This is a genomic window from Achromobacter deleyi (genome assembly GCF_013116765.2).
In the GTDB taxonomy this organism is placed as follows: domain Bacteria; phylum Pseudomonadota; class Gammaproteobacteria; order Burkholderiales; family Burkholderiaceae_B; genus Achromobacter; species Achromobacter deleyi_A.
Map to the genome: position 1 here is coordinate 1,320,854 of NZ_CP074375.1, position 17,254 is coordinate 1,338,107.

Annotated in this window: 15 protein-coding genes; 8 read left to right on the plus strand and 7 right to left on the minus strand. The window is 65.7% G+C overall.

Features of this window, described 5'->3' with window-relative positions:
* Positions 1–45: 45 nt before the first annotated feature.
* From HLG70_RS06075 to gmk, 3 genes are read right to left on the minus strand one after another with little or no spacing between them, the layout of a single operon-like run.
* On the minus strand, positions 46–2,340 hold the full coding sequence (locus tag HLG70_RS06075; RefSeq protein WP_171663468.1) for a RelA/SpoT family protein: 2,295 nt from the start codon (positions 2,338–2,340) through the stop codon (positions 46–48).
* A 22-nt stretch (positions 2,341–2,362) separates the two neighbouring features.
* Positions 2,363–2,566 carry a DNA-directed RNA polymerase subunit omega gene (rpoZ, locus tag HLG70_RS06080; RefSeq protein ID WP_006219679.1) on the minus strand — a complete coding sequence of 68 codons (204 nt, stop codon included), beginning with the start codon at positions 2,564–2,566 and terminating at the stop codon, positions 2,363–2,365.
* Between the two features lie 44 nt (positions 2,567–2,610).
* Entirely contained in the window at positions 2,611–3,243 is a 633-nt protein-coding gene (gmk, locus tag HLG70_RS06085) for a guanylate kinase (protein WP_171663467.1), read from the minus strand.
* A 277-nt stretch (positions 3,244–3,520) separates the two neighbouring features.
* Here gmk and HLG70_RS06090 point away from each other — a divergent pair, with 277 nt between their 5' ends.
* Positions 3,521–4,291 (plus strand): SDR family oxidoreductase, encoded by a 771-nt coding sequence (locus tag HLG70_RS06090; protein ID WP_171663466.1) that lies wholly within the window; start codon positions 3,521–3,523, stop codon positions 4,289–4,291.
* Positions 4,292–4,395: 104 nt separating this feature from the next.
* Here the strand turns inward: HLG70_RS06090 and HLG70_RS06095 are convergent, their stop codons facing one another.
* Positions 4,396–4,992: a C40 family peptidase gene (locus tag HLG70_RS06095; RefSeq protein WP_171663465.1), complete on the minus strand. Its 597-nt coding sequence runs from the start codon at positions 4,990–4,992 to the stop codon at positions 4,396–4,398.
* Between the two features lie 416 nt (positions 4,993–5,408).
* Here HLG70_RS06095 and HLG70_RS06100 point away from each other — a divergent pair, with 416 nt between their 5' ends.
* A complete protein-coding gene (locus tag HLG70_RS06100) occupies positions 5,409–6,908 on the plus strand; it encodes an AMP nucleosidase (RefSeq protein WP_419144795.1) in 1,500 nt (499 codons plus the stop codon).
* Between the two features lie 159 nt (positions 6,909–7,067).
* Positions 7,068–8,627, plus strand: coding sequence for an amino acid permease (locus HLG70_RS06105; protein ID WP_171663464.1), 1,560 nt, complete (start codon positions 7,068–7,070; stop codon positions 8,625–8,627).
* Between the two features lie 27 nt (positions 8,628–8,654).
* On the opposite strand, the gene HLG70_RS06110 is transcribed toward HLG70_RS06105, so the two are convergent.
* Positions 8,655–9,821, minus strand: a complete 1,167-nt coding sequence (locus HLG70_RS06110) for an NAD(P)/FAD-dependent oxidoreductase (RefSeq protein WP_171663463.1) — start codon at positions 9,819–9,821, stop codon at positions 8,655–8,657.
* Positions 9,822–9,880: 59 nt separating this feature from the next.
* A complete protein-coding gene (locus HLG70_RS06115; RefSeq protein WP_171663462.1) occupies positions 9,881–10,738 on the minus strand; it encodes a LysR family transcriptional regulator in 858 nt (285 codons plus the stop codon).
* Between the two features lie 84 nt (positions 10,739–10,822).
* Here HLG70_RS06115 and HLG70_RS06120 point away from each other — a divergent pair, with 84 nt between their 5' ends.
* On the plus strand, positions 10,823–11,203 hold the full coding sequence (locus tag HLG70_RS06120; RefSeq protein ID WP_171663461.1) for a tautomerase family protein: 381 nt from the start codon (positions 10,823–10,825) through the stop codon (positions 11,201–11,203).
* 57 nt (positions 11,204–11,260) lie between these two features.
* On the opposite strand, the gene HLG70_RS06125 is transcribed toward HLG70_RS06120, so the two are convergent.
* Positions 11,261–12,193 carry a YicC/YloC family endoribonuclease gene (locus HLG70_RS06125; protein ID WP_171663962.1) on the minus strand — a complete coding sequence of 311 codons (933 nt, stop codon included), beginning with the start codon at positions 12,191–12,193 and terminating at the stop codon, positions 11,261–11,263.
* Positions 12,194–12,375: 182 nt separating this feature from the next.
* Between HLG70_RS06125 and rph the strand changes: the two genes are divergently transcribed.
* From rph to HLG70_RS06145, 4 genes are all read left to right on the plus strand, one after another.
* On the plus strand, positions 12,376–13,113 hold the full coding sequence (gene rph / locus HLG70_RS06130) for a ribonuclease PH (RefSeq protein WP_284143632.1): 738 nt from the start codon (positions 12,376–12,378) through the stop codon (positions 13,111–13,113).
* 274 nt (positions 13,114–13,387) lie between these two features.
* Positions 13,388–14,836 carry an aldehyde dehydrogenase family protein gene (locus tag HLG70_RS06135; protein WP_234103421.1) on the plus strand — a complete coding sequence of 483 codons (1,449 nt, stop codon included), beginning with the start codon at positions 13,388–13,390 and terminating at the stop codon, positions 14,834–14,836.
* 74 nt (positions 14,837–14,910) lie between these two features.
* Entirely contained in the window at positions 14,911–16,074 is a 1,164-nt protein-coding gene (locus HLG70_RS06140; protein WP_284143633.1) for an iron-containing alcohol dehydrogenase, read from the plus strand.
* A gap of 54 nt (positions 16,075–16,128) precedes the next feature.
* Positions 16,129–17,178: a LacI family DNA-binding transcriptional regulator gene (locus HLG70_RS06145; protein WP_171663459.1), complete on the plus strand. Its 1,050-nt coding sequence runs from the start codon at positions 16,129–16,131 to the stop codon at positions 17,176–17,178.
* Positions 17,179–17,254 lie beyond the last annotated feature (76 nt).

Sequence of the window (17,254 nt, forward strand, 5' to 3'; positions counted from 1 at the left end):
AAAAGGCCGGCAATGCTGCCGGCCTTTTTTTGGGTCATGACCCGACTAGCCCTTTACGCGCACGATCTTCTGCACTTGCGGCACATGCCGGATGGCGCGGATGACCTGGGCCAGGTGCTTGCGGCTGTCGACCTGGATGGTGAGGTGCAGGGAGACAGTGGCCACCGCGTCGTCGTGCATCGTGACATGCATGATGTTGGCGTCGGCGGCGGTGACTTCCGCCGCCAGCCGGCCCAGCACGCCGCGCTCGTTGCGCGTGACGATGTCCAGGCGCGTGGCCAGGTGCTTGGCGGTGTGCGCGTCCCAGCCGACGTTGATCCAGCGCTCGGGTTCGCGCAGGCGCTGGCGCAGGGCGACCGGGCAATCGGCGGTGTGCACCACCAGCCCATGGCCCATGCGCATGCCCGCCACGATCGGGTCGCCGGGCAGCGGCCCGCAGCAAGGCGCCAACTGCACCGCCTGGCCTTCATTGCCCTGGATCAGGATGGGAGCGCTGCGCGCCGAGGTCAGCTCATCCACCGCGGCGGCGGTGGTGGCCACCAGCTGATGTTCCGGAGCGAAGCGGCGCGCGACAACCGCGGCCAGGCGCTTGCCCAGCCCGATGTCGGCCAGGATTTCCTCGCGCGAACTGGCGCCGGTGCTGCGCGCCAGTTTCTGCCAGGCCGGGTCGTCGGTGGCGGGCAGGGGCATGCGCAGCTCTTGCAGCGCCTGGCCCAGCAGGCGTTCGCCGAAGGCCACGGATTCTTCGTACTTGACGGTGCGCAGGTAGTGCCGGATCTCGGAGCGCGCGCGGCCGGTGCGCACATAATTGAGCCACTGCGCGTTGGGCCGGGAAGCGGGGGAGGTCACGATCTCGACCGTGTCGCCGCTGTTGAGTTCGGTGCGCAGAGGCACGAATTCGCCGTTGACCTTGGCCGCGACCGCCTGGTTGCCGATGTCGGTGTGGATGGCGTACGCGAAATCCACCGGCGTGGCGCCGCGAGGCAGCGAGATGATCTTGCCGCGGGGCGTGAACACGTATACCGCGTCGGGGAACAGGTCGACCTTGACGTGCTCGAGGAACTCGCCCGAGTCCCCGGTCTGGCTCTGGATGTCCAGCAGCGACTGCAGCCATTGGTGCGTGCGCTTTTGCAGGTCGTTGAGCGTGAGGTCCGCGCCCTTGTACAGCCAATGCGAGGCGACGCCTTCCTCGGCTACATGGTGCATGTCGCGCGTGCGGAACTGGAATTCCACGGGGGTGCCGTAAGGGCCGACCAGCGTGGTGTGCAGGGACTGGTAGCCATTCACCTTGGGAATGGCGATGTAGTCCTTGAACTTGCCGGGCACCGGCCGGTAGAGCTGGTGCAGCGTGCCCAGGGCCAGATAGCATTCGGGCAGCGTGTGGACCACGACGCGAAAACCGTAGATATCGAGTACGTCGGAGAACGACTTCTTCTGGTCGACCATCTTGCGGTAGATGCCGAAGAGCGTTTTCTCGCGGCCGCTCACCTCGGCCTCGATGCCGGCGGCGGGCAAGGACGCCCGCACCGAATCGGCGATCTTGGTGATCACTTCGCGGCGGTTGCCGCGCGCGGCCAGCACGGCCTTGTACAGCACCTGGTAGCGATTCGGGTACATCGCGGCAAAGCACAGGTCCTGCAGTTCGCGGAACAGCAGGTTCAGGCCCAGCCGATGCGCGATGGGTGCGTAGATGTCCAGCGTTTCGCGGGCGATGCGCCGCCGCTTCTCGGGGTTGACCGCGTCCAGCGTGCGCATGTTGTGCAGGCGGTCGGCCAGCTTGATGAGGATGACGCGCACGTCGCGCGCCATCGCCAGCAGCATCTTGCGAAAGCTCTCGGCCTGCTGTTCGGCCTTGGTGGCGAAGTCCAGGCGGTCCAGCTTGGACAGGCCGTCGACGAGTTCGGCGACTTCAGGGCCGAATTTCTCGGCAAGCTCGTGCTTGGCGATGCCCTGGTCTTCCATCACGTCGTGGAGCAGGGCGGCGGACAACGCGTTGACGTCGAGTTTCCAGCCTGCGCAGATTTCCGTGACGGCGATAGGGTGCGAGATGTAGGGCGAGCCGCTGGCGCGGAACTGGCCCAGGTGCGCCTGGTCCGCGAAGCGATAGGCTTCGCGCACGCGCTCTACGTCTTTCTTGTCGAGGTAGCTGCCGATGATTTCGGTCAGCGGCGCCAGCGAGGCGACCGGAGATGCGGTCGCGTCAGCCGCCTCTTGTGCGGCGACCGACGGTGGCGTGGGGGAATTCTTGTCTTTCTTGCCCGTGCGGCGCCCAAGGCGGGAGCCGGCACGTAGTGCGGCAAGCAGACCAGATGAAGCGTACTTCAGCCCGGGAAAAGCCATGCTTGCCGCCCCCCGGAGAGTATCAGGTGGGAACTTTACGCAGCATTTCCACGCCGGTTAGGCCGCCTGCGATTTCGCGCAGTGCAGTGACCGTGGGCTTGTCTTTGCTGTCCAGGCGCGGGGCATGGCCTTGCGCCAATTCACGGGCACGGTACGTCGCGGCCAGCGTGAGCTTGAAACGGTTGGGGATTTGATTCAGACAGTCTTCGACGGTAATGCGAGCCATTAGGACACCTGGTGCTGATGGATGATAGGGAGAATGCGTTCGGCTCAGTGTTCGGCCGGAATGCCGAGTTGTGCGAACAACTGGGCATGGCGGGCGGCCTGAGACGAAAAGCGCAGCCGTGCGGCGCTGACGATTTGGGTCAGTTCCGACAGGGCTACGCTAAATTCTTGATTAATAATAACATATTCGCATTCAGGCGCGTGGGCGATTTCGCCGCCCGCGGCCATGAGCCGGCGCGCGATGACTTGCGGCTCGTCCTGGCCGCGCGCTTTCAGCCGGCTCTCGAGTTCTTCGATGGAGGGCGGCAGCACGAAAATGCCGATGGCGCGGGGGAAGCGCTGCTTCACCTGGCGCGCGCCCTGCCAGTCGATTTCCAGCAGGACATCGCGTCCCTGGCTGGTGGCCTCGTCGATGCGGTCGCGCGGCGTGCCATAGAAGTTGCCATGCACTTCCGCCCATTCCAGCAGATTCTGCGCGTCGCGCATGACCCTGAACTCTTCAGCCGATACGAACCGGTACTCGCGGCCGTCCTGTTCGCCGGGGCGGGGCGCGCGGGTGGTGCAGGAAATGGAAAGCAGGATGGAGGGGTCTTGGGCAAGCAGGGCCTTGACGAGGCTGGACTTGCCGGCGCCGCTGGGCGCGACGACCATGAAGACGTTTCCGGGGGTGGCGTGCATGAATGAATATGACCGGCGTGTGATGCTGAGACTCGAAGGATAGCAAATCGCGCGGGGCGGCAGGGGGAAACCCGCCGTCGCCAGGCGATTGTGCGGGCGCTTTCTGAAATTATGAGAGCTTGTGACAGGACTGCGCTGCGTTGTGCCTGATGCCGAGCATCGCGCTTTCTTCTGCTTACGTGCCGCCCTGAAACTGTGTTTCGGTTGGAACCTTCGCTTGCAGCATCGCCAGAATGATTCGGGTAGCATCTCGCGGATTGAGAACAAGGAGAATCCGATGAATACGAACGAGATCGATCCGCCCCGCGTTGCCCTGGTGACCGGCGCCGGTACCGGCATAGGCCGCGCAGTGGCCTTGGAATTCCTGGCGCAGGGCTATCGGGTCGTACTGGCCGGCCGCCGGCGCGAGCCTCTGGAAGCGACCCGCACGGCGGCGGGCGAAGACGGGGTGCGGGCGCTGGTGGTGCCCACCGACGTGTCCGACGAGCAGGCCGTGCGCGATCTCTTCGACACCGCCCAGCGCGAGTATGGCCGCCTGGACGTGCTGTTCAACAACGCCGGACGCGGTGCGCCGGCGGTGCCGATCGAGGAGCTGCCCGTCGCCGTCTGGCGTGATGTGGTCGATACCAACCTGACCGGCATGTTCTTGTGCGCCCAGGCCGCCATCCGCGTCATGAAGGCGCAAACGCCGCGCGGCGGCCGCATCATCAACAACGGTTCGATCTCCTCGCACGCGCCGCGGCCGTTCTCCATTGCCTATACCGCCACCAAGCACGCGGTGACGGGGCTGACCAAATCGATTTCGCTGGATTGCCGTCCCTACAACATTGCCTGCGGCCAGATCGACATCGGCAATGCGGCGACGGACATGACCGAGCGCATGGCGGCCGGCATTCTGCAGGCCGATGGCAGCACCAAGGTGGAACCGCGCATGGATGTCGCGCATGTGGCGCAAGCCGTTGCCGCCATGGCGCGCCTGCCGCTGGAAGCGAACGTGCAGTTCATGACGATCATGGCGACCAACATGCCCTTCGTGGGCCGGGGCTGAAACGCCTCAAGCCCGCGGCGGCTTGTCCGTCTGGACAGGCCGCGGCAGGCTGTCGCCACCGTCCCCTGGAGGCGCCCGCCGGGCGCCGTCCGCCGCCTCTTCGCTCAGGGGGAGGCCTGGGCCAGCATCTGGCCTTGCGTCGTATCCAGATAGCGGCGCGCGCCGACGTAGCGCTTGGTCCAATAGGAATTCTTCATGTCGTCCACCCGCACCTTGGTGCCGCGGCGCGGCGCGTGGACGAACTTGTTCTGGCCGATATAGATACCGACGTGCGAGGTCACGCCGCGTCCGCGGGTGGCGAAGAACACCAGGTCGCCGGGGCGCAGTTCTTTCTTGGCGGACACGGACTGGCCTTCGCCGCGCTGCGCGCGCGCGGTGCGGGGCAGTTCGAGTCCGGCTATTTCGCGGAATACATACAGGACCAGCCCGCTGCAATCGAAGCCTTCGGCGTCGTCGCCGCCGAAGCTGTAGGGGGTGCCGATGGCATCGATGCCGGCTTGCACGACGCGTTCGCGCAGCGTGGGCACCGTGGGCTCTTGCGCCAGGCGCAGGCCGCTGAACGTCGGGCGGGCTTTTTCGGAGGCCAGGGACGCCTGGGCGGCGCTGGGTATCCAGGACAGGGTCAGGGCAAGGATGGGCGCTGACAGGAATGCGGGAATGCGGGATTTGGCAATTCGGACTTTTCGCGTGGGCGGCGTCATTTCGTCACTTCAAGAATCGGAGTGGGCGGCATGGCTAGGCCTTCAGGAGGCAAGCCGGCGGAAAGGGGGCGACCCCAGGGCAATACACCTGGAACGCTTCACGATTATAATGTAATAAAGTTTCATTACATTTGTAGTGCAATGCAGCATAATCCGCCCGCTCCGGTTACTCCGCCCGGTGTGCGGGACGTAACCGCGGCGTTTGCATGCGCACCAATTCCAGCCGCGGCCGAGGCTGCCGCGCCGTTCATCCCTGCCTCGCATCGCAGGCGGCGTGTCGCAGATCTGGCCGTGCCCGGAGATGACACTTCATCTTTCATCGGCTCGGGCATAATCGTTGGCATCGGCCTTCGGCATTACCGCCGAGAGCGGCCGCGCAAGCACGCAAGACGGATAAGAAAGCGGAGTAGAGCTCAATGATGAACGCAGTACACCCCTTGTCGTCGATGAACCGGCCCGAGGCCTTGCCCTTCGAGCCCTACCAGGATGCGGAGTCCGCGGTGGACCGGCTGGTGGAAATCTATGCGCGCAACACCGCATTCCTGCGGGCCGCGTTCCGCGAGGTCCTGAAGGGCGCCGCCAATGGCCGCGAGCGGGCCCGCGCCTATTACCCCGCCATCCGCATCGTCGTGGAAACCTACGACCCGATCGACACCCGCCTCTCGTACGGCCACGTGGCCGAGCCCGGCATCTACCAGACCACCGTCACCCAGCCCGCGCTGTTTCGCGACTACCTGATCGAGCAGGTCGGCCAGCTGTTGCAGAACCACCGGGTGGCGGTCGAGGTCGGCGAGTCCGATTCGCCGATCCCCCTGCATTTCGCCTTCCCGGAGGGCGCCTACGTCGAAGGCGAGCACCTGGAGGCGCTCAAGCGCCCCTTGCGCGACTTGTTCGACGTGCCGGACCTGGCGGTCACCGACGACGCCATCGTCAACGGCTCCTGGCGCGGCAAGGAAGGGGAGCCCAAGCCGCTGGCGCCGTTCACGGCCCAGCGCGTGGATTATTCGCTCCACCGCCTGCAGCACTACACCTCCACCGCGCCGGCGCACTTCCAGAATTTCGTGCTGTTCACCAACTACCAGTTCTATGTGGACGAGTTCTGCGCCCGGGCTCGCGCGCTCATGGCCAGCGGCAACGAAGACTACGACATGCTGGTCGAGCCGGGCAACCGCATCACCCGGCGCGGCGAGAGCGGCCCGGGCGATGAAGACCAGGCGGTCCGCCTGCCGCAGATGCCCGCGTACCACCTGGTGCGCGGAGACCATTCCGGCATCACGCTGGTGAACATCGGCGTGGGGCCGTCCAATGCCAAGACCATCACGGACCATATCGCCGTGCTGCGCCCGCATGCCTGGCTGATGCTGGGCCATTGCGCCGGCCTGCGCGATTCCCAGCGGCTGGGCGACTACGTGCTGGCGCACGGCTATGTGCGCGAAGACCACGTGCTGGACGACGATCTGCCCACCTGGGTGCCGGTTCCTGCGCTGGCCGAGGTGCAGGTGGCGCTGGAACAGGCGGTGCAAGAGGTGGCCGGACTGTCCGGCTGGGACCTCAAGCGCATCATGCGCACGGGCACTGTTGCCACCATCGACAACCGCAACTGGGAGTTGCGCGACCACGTCGAACTGGTGGAGCGTTTTGCGCAGTCGCGCGCGATAGCGCTGGACATGGAGTCGGCCACCATCGCCGCGAACGGATTCCGCTTCCGGGTGCCGTATGGCACCTTGCTGTGCGTATCCGACAAGCCCTTGCACGGCGAGCTGAAGCTGCCCGGCATGGCCAGCGCGTTCTACCGCCGCCAGGTGAACCAGCACCTGGAGATCGGCATCAGGGCATTGGAGCGCTTGCGCGACATGCCGCCGGAACGGCTGCACTCGCGCAAGCTGCGCACCTTCATGGAAACGGCGTTTCAATAAGGCAGGAGCCGGGCCGGGCAGGGCGCGGGCGGATCCGTCCCCCGCGCTCGGTCATTTCTCATGGCGGGGTCACTTGCGCTATTCTCGCCCGTTGCTCGGAAATCCCAGGGCACCCGGGGCGCATCGCGCGGGTGCCTTCATGACGTGAAGGAATGCACTTTGGCACCATCGGAACACGATGAACGCCGCTCAGGCGGCACGCGCAAGACGCAGGCGGACAGGCCGTCCGAATTGCGCCGCACGCTGTCCGCGCGCCACCTGACCATGATTGCGGTGGGCGGATCCATCGGCACCGGGCTGTTCGTGGCCTCGGGCGCGACCATCGCCAAGGCCGGCCCTGGCGGCGCGCTGCTGGGCTATGTGCTGATCGGCATCATGGTCTATTTCCTGATGACCAGTCTGGGCGAACTGGCCGCCGCCATGCCCGTATCGGGGTCCTTTTCCACCTACGGCGCCCGCTACGTCGAGGACGGCTTCGGCTTCGCGTTGGGTTGGAACTATTGGTACAACTGGGCGGTGACCGTCGCGGTGGACCTGGTGGCGGCGCAGCTCGTCATGGCGTACTGGTTTCCCGATGTGCCCGGTTTCTACTGGAGCGCCTTGTTCCTGGCGATCACATTCGGGCTGAACGCCATGTCGGCGCGCGGCTTCGGCGAAGCGGAATTCTGGTTCGCGCTGATCAAGGTGATTGCCGTGCTGGGCTTTGTCGCCATGGGCGTGATGATGCTGCTGGGCATCATCCGCGGCGGCGAAACCGGCGGCCTGGCCAACTGGACGGTCGGCGACGCGCCTTTCGCGGGCGGATTCGCCGCGATGATAGGCGTGGCGATGGTGGTGGGCTTTTCGTTCCAGGGCACCGAACTAATCGGGATCGCCGCCGGCGAATCCAAGGATCCGGCGCGCAACCTGCCGCGCGCCGTGCGCCAGGTCTTCTGGCGCATCCTGCTGTTCTACGTGGCGGCCATCCTGGTGATCGGCCTGCTCATCCCCTATACCGATCCGCACCTGCTGCGCAACGAGGTCGAGGACATCAGCGTCAGCCCGTTCGCCCTGATATTCGAGCGGGCGGGCTTGCTGGGGGCGGCCTCCGTGATGAACGCGGTGGTGCTGACGTCGGTGCTGTCCGCGGGCAATTCGGGCATGTACGCGGCTACGCGTATGCTCTACAGCCTGGCCCGGGAAGGCAAGGCGCCGCGCATCTTCGGCCGCATTTCGCGCAACGGCGTGCCGCTGTGGGCACTGCTGGCCACGACCGTCGTGGCGGCGCTGTGCTTCTTCACCTTCATCTTCAGCCCGAATGCCGTCTATATCTGGCTGCTGAATACGTCGGGGATGACGGGCTTCATTGCCTGGCTGGGCATCGCGATCAGCCACTACCGGTTCCGTCGCGGCTACGTGAAGCAGGGCAACAACCTGGCCGATCTGCCTTATGTGTCGCCGTTCTTCCCGTTCGGCCCGATCTTCGCGTTCGTGCTCTGCCTGGTCATCACGCTGGGCCAGAATTACCAGGCCTTCCTGCAGGACAAGATCGATTGGGGCGGGGCGGTCGCGACCTATATCGGCATCCCGCTGTTCCTGCTGATCTGGGCAGGCTACCGCCTGGCGCGCGGCTCGCGCTTCGTGAACTACCGCGACATGCGTTTCCCCGACGCGCGGGCGCGCAGCGAGTACCTGGATTCGGCCCTGCGCGGCGAACCCGCGACGGGCGAGATCCGCTGAACGTCCGGATTGCGGGGAAGACCGGCATCAAATGATGTTCTTCTCTCGCAATGGGCGGTTTTCCAGGATGCGCTGGAAGGACAGGGGCGAGAGGTCCAGGCTGCGGTAAGCGCCATGGGCCAGCAGTTCCGCGATGCCGCGTCCCGCTGCGGGCGACTGCTGCAGACCGTGGCCAGAGAAGCCATTGGCGAAATACAGGTTCGGGCAGTCGGGGTGGACGCCCAGGATGGCATTCTGGTCGAAGAGGTTCATCTCGTAGTAGCCGGCCCAGGCGCTTCTCAGGCGCACGGCCTCGAAGGCGGGCACGCGGTGCGCCAGCAACGGCCAGACATGGGACTCGAACGCGTCCAGCTGGGCTTCCAGGGGCAGGTCATCGGCGTCGTCGCCCGGATCCGGCGCGTAGCCACAGATGAATTTATCGCCGTCGGGGCGGAACCAGACGCCAGAGGGGTCGATCAGCAGCGGGCAGCGGGGCAAGGCGTCGGGGCAGCTGAAGCTGAACACGGTGCGGCGCCGGGCGCGGACAGGCAGGTCGATGCCGGCCCAAGCGGCGACTCGGGCCGCCCATGGGCCGGCTGCATTCACGACGGCGTCGCAAGGTAGCGTGGCGCCGTCGGCGAGCCGTACTCCGCTGACCGCCGGGCCATCGCGCAGCAGGCCGGCCGCCTCGGCGCGCAGATAGCGCGCGCCTTGGGCCGCCGCCTTCTTGCGCAAGGCCTGCATCAGGCCGTAGCCGTCGAACCAGCCTTCGCCGGACAGGCCCAGCGCACCCAGCGCCAGATCGCTGGTACGCAGCCACGGGAAGCGGGCGTTCAGTCCGGCCGGCTGCAACAGGGCCACTTCCACGCCATGGGCACATTGAATGGCGTGATTCTCGCGCAGCGCGGCGCTGCCCGCGGGGCTGGCCAGGTAGAGGTATCCGGGCTCGGTCAGGCCGATATCGGGTGCGGGATCGTCCACGTACAGGGTCGAGCCCAGCGTGCGAAGAAAGGCGATGCCGGCCTGCGACATGCCGATATTGACCGGGCTGGAGAACTGCTGGCGGATCGAGCTTGCCGACAGCGCCGACGATGCCTGCGCATAGCTCGGGTCGCGTTCCAGCACGGTGATGTCGAACGCGCCAGGTGTCTGGCTCAGGAAGTATGCGACGGAGCTGCCCACGGCCCCGCCGCCTATGATGACGACGCGTTGCATGGATGTGGAATCCGGTAGAGGTGTTGAGAGTCTGGCAGCATTATTGCTCTCGGCGCGAACTAGCCTCGGACCGCGCTTCTGAAAGCGGCGGAAAGCGCCGCAAGCGCATCGAGTGATCGTCCGTCCTTAACCCGCGAGTGCAGCAATACCGGCAAGCGCGGCAAATCTGGCAGCCCGAGCCTGGGGCCTACGTCGACTGCGCCAAACGGAAGCATGCGCGGCGCCAGTGCCCCGACGCCAAGTCCGGCCATGACGGCCGCGGCAACCGCCGCAACGCCGCCGCCGACGAAAATCTCGGTCCACGGTACGCCGGCTTTGTCGAGAAGCTGACCGGCCATGACTCGCACGCCGCAGGGTTCGGCAAGCGTGGCAAGCGGCAGGGGCTCATCCGCGCGGTGTTGCCAGCCCGGGGCGGCGAACCAGCCGAATTTTTCTTCGGCGAGCATTTTTCCGTCGCTTCGCCCGGCATGCAGGCGGACGATCACCGTGTCGAATTCCCGGCGGTCGAAGCGCTGAAGCAGATCTCCCGACGAGCCGATGCGGATTTCGATCAGCAATTGGGGGTCTTGCGTGTTCATGCGCGCAATCAGCGCGGGCAGCTCAGGCCCGGCAACATGGTCGCTGATGCCAATGGTGAGCCGCTGCCGGGCTGCCGAGAACAGAGAAAGCGCACGTTCATGCGCCGCGAGAAGCTCGCGGGCGTGTTCGAGGAAAGCGCCGCCATGCGTCGAAAGTTCCACGTAGCGGGGCGTGCGCTCGAGCAGCCGGCAACCGAGCCGGTCTTCCAGGCGCTTGAGCTTCAGGCTGACGGCAGCCTGCGTCGTCTGCATGGCTTCGGCTGCACGCGTGAAACTGCCTAGCTCGGCGGTGCGGATGAATGCCTCGACGGCATCCAGGTCGAGGGGGCGGTCTTTCATTTCAGGTTGTTATCACTGATATAAGTATAAATATTAAATCAGTATAGATAACATGCAGCGAAGACAACATGAAAAGGAATCTCGATGCCGCTGCTTAATATCTCAATGCGCGCCGGAAAGTCCGAAACTTACCGGCAGACAATCTTTGATAGTGTTTTCCGCGCGATGCGGGAGACATTCGACGTTCCCGAGGACGATCAATTCATGACCATCACCGAGCATGAGGCGGCGAACTTCCGCTATGGGGCGTCCTATCTCGACATCGCGCGCAGCGACGACCTGGTGTATATCCAGATCACCGCTAACAACACGCGCACGGTGGAGCAGAAGAAAGCGCTGTTCCGGCGGATCGCGGAACTGCTGGGGGAGAGCCCCGGCATCCGGCCAGAGGACGTGTTCGTGAATCTTGTCGAAGTCGCGAAGGAGAATTGGTCCCTCGGTAATGGCCTGGCGCAATACGCGTGAGGCGATTCGTCCCGGGTTTGCCGGGATTTCGGGAGGGCTGGATCCCTCCCGGAGGTCTTACTCGATGTTCTGCGCCTGCTCGCGCATCTGCTCGATCAGCAGCTTCAGGTCCATGGCGGCGCGCGTGACTTCCATGCTTCCGGCCTTTGAACCCAGCGTGTTGGCCTCGCGGTTCATTTCCTGGAACAGGAAGTCCAGGCGCTTGCCGGCGCTGCCTGCGTTCTTCTTGCCGCCCGCCGATTTGCCGCCGCCGTCGGTGAGCAAATGGCGCAGCTCTTCCAGGTGCGAGCGCAGGCGCGACAGTTCTTCGGCCACATCGATGCGCAGCGCGAACAGGTTGGCTTCCTGCGACAGGCGTTCGGACAACTCGGCGCCGGAGATATGCGTGAAGCCGCCGGGGAACGCGGATTCCACGCTTTCGCGCAGCTTGGCGGCCAGCTTGTCGCGGTGGTCGGCCAGCAGTTGGGGCAGGTGGGCCTGAACGATGTCCACCACGCGCGCCACGCCGTCGGCGCATTCCCGCATCATGCCGGCCAGTCGTTCGCCTTCGCGCTCGCGGCCTTCCTGCAATTGGGTCAGCGCCTGTTGCGCGGCCTGCAGGCAGGCGGCGCCCCAGACTTGGGGGTCGAGCGCGTCGTTGCTGCGCTGGCCGGGCCAGTTGAACAGTTCCACCAGGCGGGGCGGCGAGATGTCGGGGACGATGCGGCGGGCGGCCTGGAGCTGTTCGGCCAGGCTTTCCAGCCAGGCGGGGTCGAGCTTGGACAGGTCGGTGCTGGCGTTGCGCGTGTAGGAAACGCGGATTTCGACCTTGCCGCGAGCCAGATTGGCGGTCAGCAGTTCGCGCAGGGGTGTTTCCACGTGACGCAGTTCGTCGGGCAGCCGGAAGTACAGGTCGAGGAAGCGGCTGTTGACGCTGCGCAGTTCAAGTGCAAGCGTGCCTTGTTCTAGGTCTGCTCGGGCGTTGCCGAAGGCGGTCATGCTGCGGATCATGATGTGCGTGTCCTGGAAATTCTTGGAATAAGAGCCGGTCATGCCGGGGCCCGCGGCGCCCGGGTTGGGGGCGGGTCTGTGTTTACGACCGGATATATCGCGGCAGGATACTCCAAGCGCCATTTTCCTGCGGTGCCTGCCCGTACAATGCCGCGAACCAAAGCCATGTCTGGAGCCTGCCTGTGACTACTACCCCCGCCATTGCCCGTCCCTCGGGCCGCGCCGTCGACCAATTGCGTCCGTTCAGCCTGGAGCGCGGCTTCACGCGCTACGCCGAAGGGTCGGTGCTGGTGAAGGCCGGTGATACCCACGTGCTGTGCACGGCCAGCGTATTGGAGAAAGTACCGCCTTTCCTGAAGGGCAAGGGCGAAGGCTGGGTAACCGCTGAATACGGCATGTTGCCGCGGGCCACGCATACGCGCGGTGATCGCGAGGCCGCGCGCGGCAAGCAAAGCGGGCGCACCCAGGAAATCCAGCGCCTGATCGGCCGCAGCCTGCGCGCGGTGTTCGATATGAAAGCGCTGGGCGAGCGCACGCTGCATCTGGATTGCGACGTGCTGCAAGCGGACGGCGGCACGCGCTGCGCCAGCATTACCGGCGCCTGGGTGGCGGCCGCCGACGCGATCGCGTTGCTGATGAAGCGCGGCGACCTCGCGGAGAATCCGATCCGCGACGCCGTGGCGGCAGTCTCCGTGGGCCTGGTGCAGGGGCGTTCGGTGCTGGACCTGGACTACCAGGAAGATTCGGCCTGCGATGCCGACGTGAACGTGATCATGACTGGCAGCGGCGCGTTCGTGGAGGTGCAGGGCACCGGAGAGGGCGCCACCTTCACCCGCGCGGAACTGGACACGATGCTGGTGCTGGCCGAAGGCGGAATCGCCAGCCTGGTGCGCGCGCAGCGGGCCGCGCTGGTGGATTGACGGCTCGCCGCAATGCGGCATTTTCAGCCACTGGACCGTCGATCTTCGCCGGTCCAGTGGCTATTTTTTTGTGGTTTCAATGAAACGTTATTATTGAAACGTCGAAATCATGGGGAAATCCCCTAAAGCATGCGATAAATATTTGATAATAATGAAGAAATGTCCAAGGTGAGGTAATGAAACGTTGTCGATATGCAGACATAAATGAGATATTGCGTGCTAGCCTTTACCCGGGTTCACTGCCGCAAATTTCATTCATATCGAGGCAATTGTGTTGTCAGAAAAAACGTTTCATTCGGGTGCAAGGCCATCGCTGGGTTCTCTGATCGACGGAAAGTGGGTACAGGGTGAATCCACTTTCTCCGTGCTGGACAAGTATTCGGCCCTGCCCATAGCTGAAGTGGCTAGCGCCACCCGGGCCCAGGTGGCGCAGGCAGTGACGGCAACGCAGCGGGCGGTTCTGGCCGGGGCTCCGGCGCCTGCCGAGCGGGCGCGGGTTCTGCGCCTTGCGGGCGAGCTTATCGCCGCCCGGCGCGACCAGTTCGTCGAAGTGATGGTGGCGGAAGCGGGTTTCACGGTGGCGGATGCGGCGGGTGAAGTTGACCGTGCCGTCATCACGCTGAACCTGGCGGCCGAGGAAGCGCCGCGCCTGGTGGGCGACGTTGTGCCGTTTGCCGCCAGCCCGGGCGCGCACCAGCGCATCGGTTTCACCATGCGCTTTCCGGTTGGCGTCGTTTGCGCCATCACGCCATTCAATTCGCCGTTGAATACCGTGCTGCACAAGGTCGCGCCGGCTTACGGCGCCGGCAACGCCGTCGTCCTCAAGCCGTCCGCCTACACGCCGCTCACGTCCGCGCTCCTGGCGCAGGCGCTGCTGGACGCCGGCATGCCGCCAGAGTTCCTGGCCGTGGTGCAAGGAGAGGGCGACAGTGTCGGCGGCTGGCTCCTGCAAGAGCAGGACGTGGCTTTCTACACCTTTACCGGCAGCACGCGCGTCGGCCGCATCATCCAGCAGGCCGCGGGCCTGCGCCGCACGCAGATGGAACTCGGCTCCATCGCCAGCACCATTGTGTGCGCCGACGCGGATCTGGAGCGCGCGATTCCGAAGATCGCCAATGCCACGTTCCGCAAGGCGGGCCAGGTCTGCACATCGGTTCAGCGCCTGTATGTGGAAGCATCGATCGCCGGCGAAGTGGCCGAGCGGCTGGTTGCCTATGCGGCGACGTTGCCGGCGGGCGATCCGCGCGATCCCGCCACTCGCATTGGCCCGCTGGTCACGCGCGAGGCGGCGATGCGCACCGAGCAATGGCTGCGCGAAGCGCAAGAGCAGGGCGCGCAGATCCTGTGCGGCGGCCAGCGCGAGGGTTCGGTGATCACGCCGGCGATCCTGACCCGGGTGCCCGAGACCGGGCGCGTCTGGTGCCAGGAGGCGTTTGCGCCCCTGGCCGCGATCAGGCCCTTCGACGACTTCGACGCGGCCATCGCCAGCGCCAACAGCACCCCGTTCGGGCTGTCCGCCGGCATCTTCAGCCAGAACATCGACCGCTGCCTGCAGGCGGCGCGCCAGTTGCGCTTCGGCACGATCCAGATCAACGAGACGTCCAGTGCGCGCGCCGACGTGATGCCTTTCGGCGGGGTGAAGGACAGCGGCTTTGGCAAGGAAGGGCCGTGGCACGCGATGCGTGAAATGACCGAAGAACGCCTGGTGACTTTCAACCCCTGACGTCCTGCCTTCCTGCTCCCTGGCGCGCCCGCGCCGGGTGGCGCGCGATTTTCCCTGTCTGCCATTCCGAACTCATGCAACTCACTGATATTTCTGCATTCTTCTGCCCGACCCGGATTCACATGGGAGTGGGCGCTCATGCCCGGATTGCCGACATCCTGCGCGCGCACGGCTGCAAGCGCCTGTTTCTGGCGGTGGACGCGGCCTTGCTGCAAGGCGACTTCTATGGCCGGATCCGCGCCTTGCTGGAGGCCGAGGGCGTGTCCGCCGTGGTCTACAGCGACATCGAGCCGGATCCCAGCGCGGCGACGGTGGAGCGCGCCTTTGCCGCCTGCAAGGCGCACCAGGCCGACATGCTGCTCGCCATTGGCGGGGGCAGCACGATGGACGTGGCCAAGGCGGTGGCGATCCTCGGCACGAATGGAGGCCGGATTCATGACTACGAAGGCATCGAGCGGTTCTCGGTGCCGCCCCTGCCTTTGATCGCGATTCCCACCACGGCGGGAACGGGCTCGGAAGTGTCGGGCTCGTGCGTGATCACCGACACCGAGCGCAATCTGAAGATGTCGATCAGGCATGCCGCGCTGAATCCGGCGCGGATAGCCATTCTGGATCCGCTGGCGCTATGCAGCATGCCGGCGCACGTGGCCGCGCATTCGGGCCTGGACGCCTTTGTCCACGCATTCGAGTCCTACATATCGCGCCAGGCCAATCCCATCACCGACGCCGTGAACCTGCATGCATTGCGGCTGATCGCCGGCAGCATCAGGCCCTTTGTCGCCAATCGCGGCAATCTTCAGGCCGGGCTCGACATGTTGTGCGGCTCGGCGCTGGCGGGCATCGCATTTGGCCAGACCGGCCTGGGCAACGTGCACTGCATGGCCCGCTTCGTTGGCGCATTCTTCCATCTGTCGCATGGCCTATCCAATGCGCTGTGCCTGCCGCATGTGGCTCGCTTCAACCTGCAGGCGAATCCGGGCAAGTACGCGCGGATAGCACAGGCGATGGGCCGGCATGTGGACGGCCTTGAGGAGCTTGAGGCCGCCGCAAGGGCCGTGCAGGCCATTGACGCGCTTTGCGCCGATCTGGGCATACCGACCCGCTTGCGCGACGCGGGCGTGGAGGAGGCGCGGCTGGCGGAGATGGCCGAACTGTGCGGCAAGGCCGATTACAATCGCTGGAATCCTCGCCACACTACGGCCGCGGACTTCCTCGCCCTGTTCCTGGCAGCCTATTGAGCAGGCGGGCGACGATGACACGGGCGGCGGGACATCTCCATTCGGGAATCCAATTTGAGCGCAGCAAAGACGACGCCGGCCGCGAGGCCTGCACGCATCACGGTGCACGACGTGGCCCGGGTCGCCGGTGTGGCGATCGGAACCGTGTCGCGCGTGGTGAACCAGGCGCCCAGCGTCACCGACGAGATCCGCGCCCGGGTGCTGGCGGCCATCGACGAATTGGGCTGGACGCCCAGCGCGGCCGCGCAGAACATGCGCGGCGTCGCCACCCGCATGGTCGGGTTCGTGTTTTCCGATATGCGCAATCCGCTGTACTCGGCCATGGCCAAGGGCGCCGAGGATGTGCTGGCGGGTGCCGGCTACATGCTGGTGGTGGCCAGCAGCGACGGCCTGGAGTCGCGCGAGAGCCAGCTCATCGACCTGTTCTCGCGGCGCCGCGCCGAGGGCTTGCTGTTCTCGATCGAGGAAGAGTCCAGCCGCGAGGTGGCCGCGGCCATCTCCGCGGCGCCGTTTCCCACGGTGATGATCGAGCGCGAACTGGCGCTGCCCGTGGGCGCGGTGGGCGCGGACCACTACACCGGCACGCGGCGGGCGGTCGAGTACCTGCTGGGCCTGGGACACCGACGCATCGCGATGATCAGCGGCGGCCGGCGCAATCGCGTCGGGCGCGACCGCAGCCGGGGCTATGCGGACGCACTGGCGCAGGCTGGGGTGGATTCGGACCCGGCGCTGCTGCGCCTGGACAGCTTCGAAGCGGACTATGGCTATCGCGAAACGCAGTGGCTGTTGGCGCAGGCCAATCCGCCCACGGCCATCGTCGCGCTGGGCAGCCATCTGCTGGGCGGCGTATTGTCCGCGCTGCGCATGAAAGGCGTGGCGGTGCCGCGGCAGATGTCGCTGGTCGCCTCCAACGACAGCGAGCTTGCCCAGCTGGCCACGCCGGCGATCACCGTGATCCGCTACGACTCCTATCAATTGGGACGCGAGGCGGCACTGCTGCTCTTGCGCCGGCTCGAAGGCAAGGTCGCGCCGGGTGCGCAAGCGCGCGTGGAAATACCTACGGAATTCGTCTTGCGCGAGTCCTGCGCCGCTCCGCCGGCCTGAAGTCCGCCGACGGCTTCGAGTTCCCCGGGCGGTTCGCCGCCCATCCTTTCCAGCAGCTAGTCCATCCATGCAGCCG

Excerpts from the sequence above, each read along its gene's own strand:
- HLG70_RS06075 (WP_171663468.1), bottom strand. The coding sequence starts at position 2,340 with ATGGCTTTTCCCGGGCTGAAGTACGCTTCATCTGGTCTGCTTGCCGCA.
- rpoZ (WP_006219679.1), bottom strand. The coding sequence starts at position 2,566 with ATGGCTCGCATTACCGTCGAAGACTGTCTGAATCAAATCCCCAACCGT.
- gmk (WP_171663467.1), bottom strand. The coding sequence starts at position 3,243 with ATGCACGCCACCCCCGGAAACGTCTTCATGGTCGTCGCGCCCAGCGGC.
- HLG70_RS06090 (WP_171663466.1), top strand. The coding sequence starts at position 3,521 with ATGAATACGAACGAGATCGATCCGCCCCGCGTTGCCCTGGTGACCGGC.
- HLG70_RS06095 (WP_171663465.1), bottom strand. The coding sequence starts at position 4,992 with ATGACGCCGCCCACGCGAAAAGTCCGAATTGCCAAATCCCGCATTCCC.
- HLG70_RS06100 (WP_419144795.1), top strand. The coding sequence starts at position 5,409 with ATGATGAACGCAGTACACCCCTTGTCGTCGATGAACCGGCCCGAGGCC.
- HLG70_RS06110 (WP_171663463.1), bottom strand. The coding sequence starts at position 9,821 with ATGCAACGCGTCGTCATCATAGGCGGCGGGGCCGTGGGCAGCTCCGTC.
- HLG70_RS06115 (WP_171663462.1), bottom strand. The coding sequence starts at position 10,738 with ATGAAAGACCGCCCCCTCGACCTGGATGCCGTCGAGGCATTCATCCGC.
- HLG70_RS06120 (WP_171663461.1), top strand. The coding sequence starts at position 10,823 with ATGCCGCTGCTTAATATCTCAATGCGCGCCGGAAAGTCCGAAACTTAC.
- HLG70_RS06125 (WP_171663962.1), bottom strand. The coding sequence starts at position 12,193 with ATGATCCGCAGCATGACCGCCTTCGGCAACGCCCGAGCAGACCTAGAA.
- HLG70_RS06140 (WP_284143633.1), top strand. The coding sequence starts at position 14,911 with ATGCAACTCACTGATATTTCTGCATTCTTCTGCCCGACCCGGATTCAC.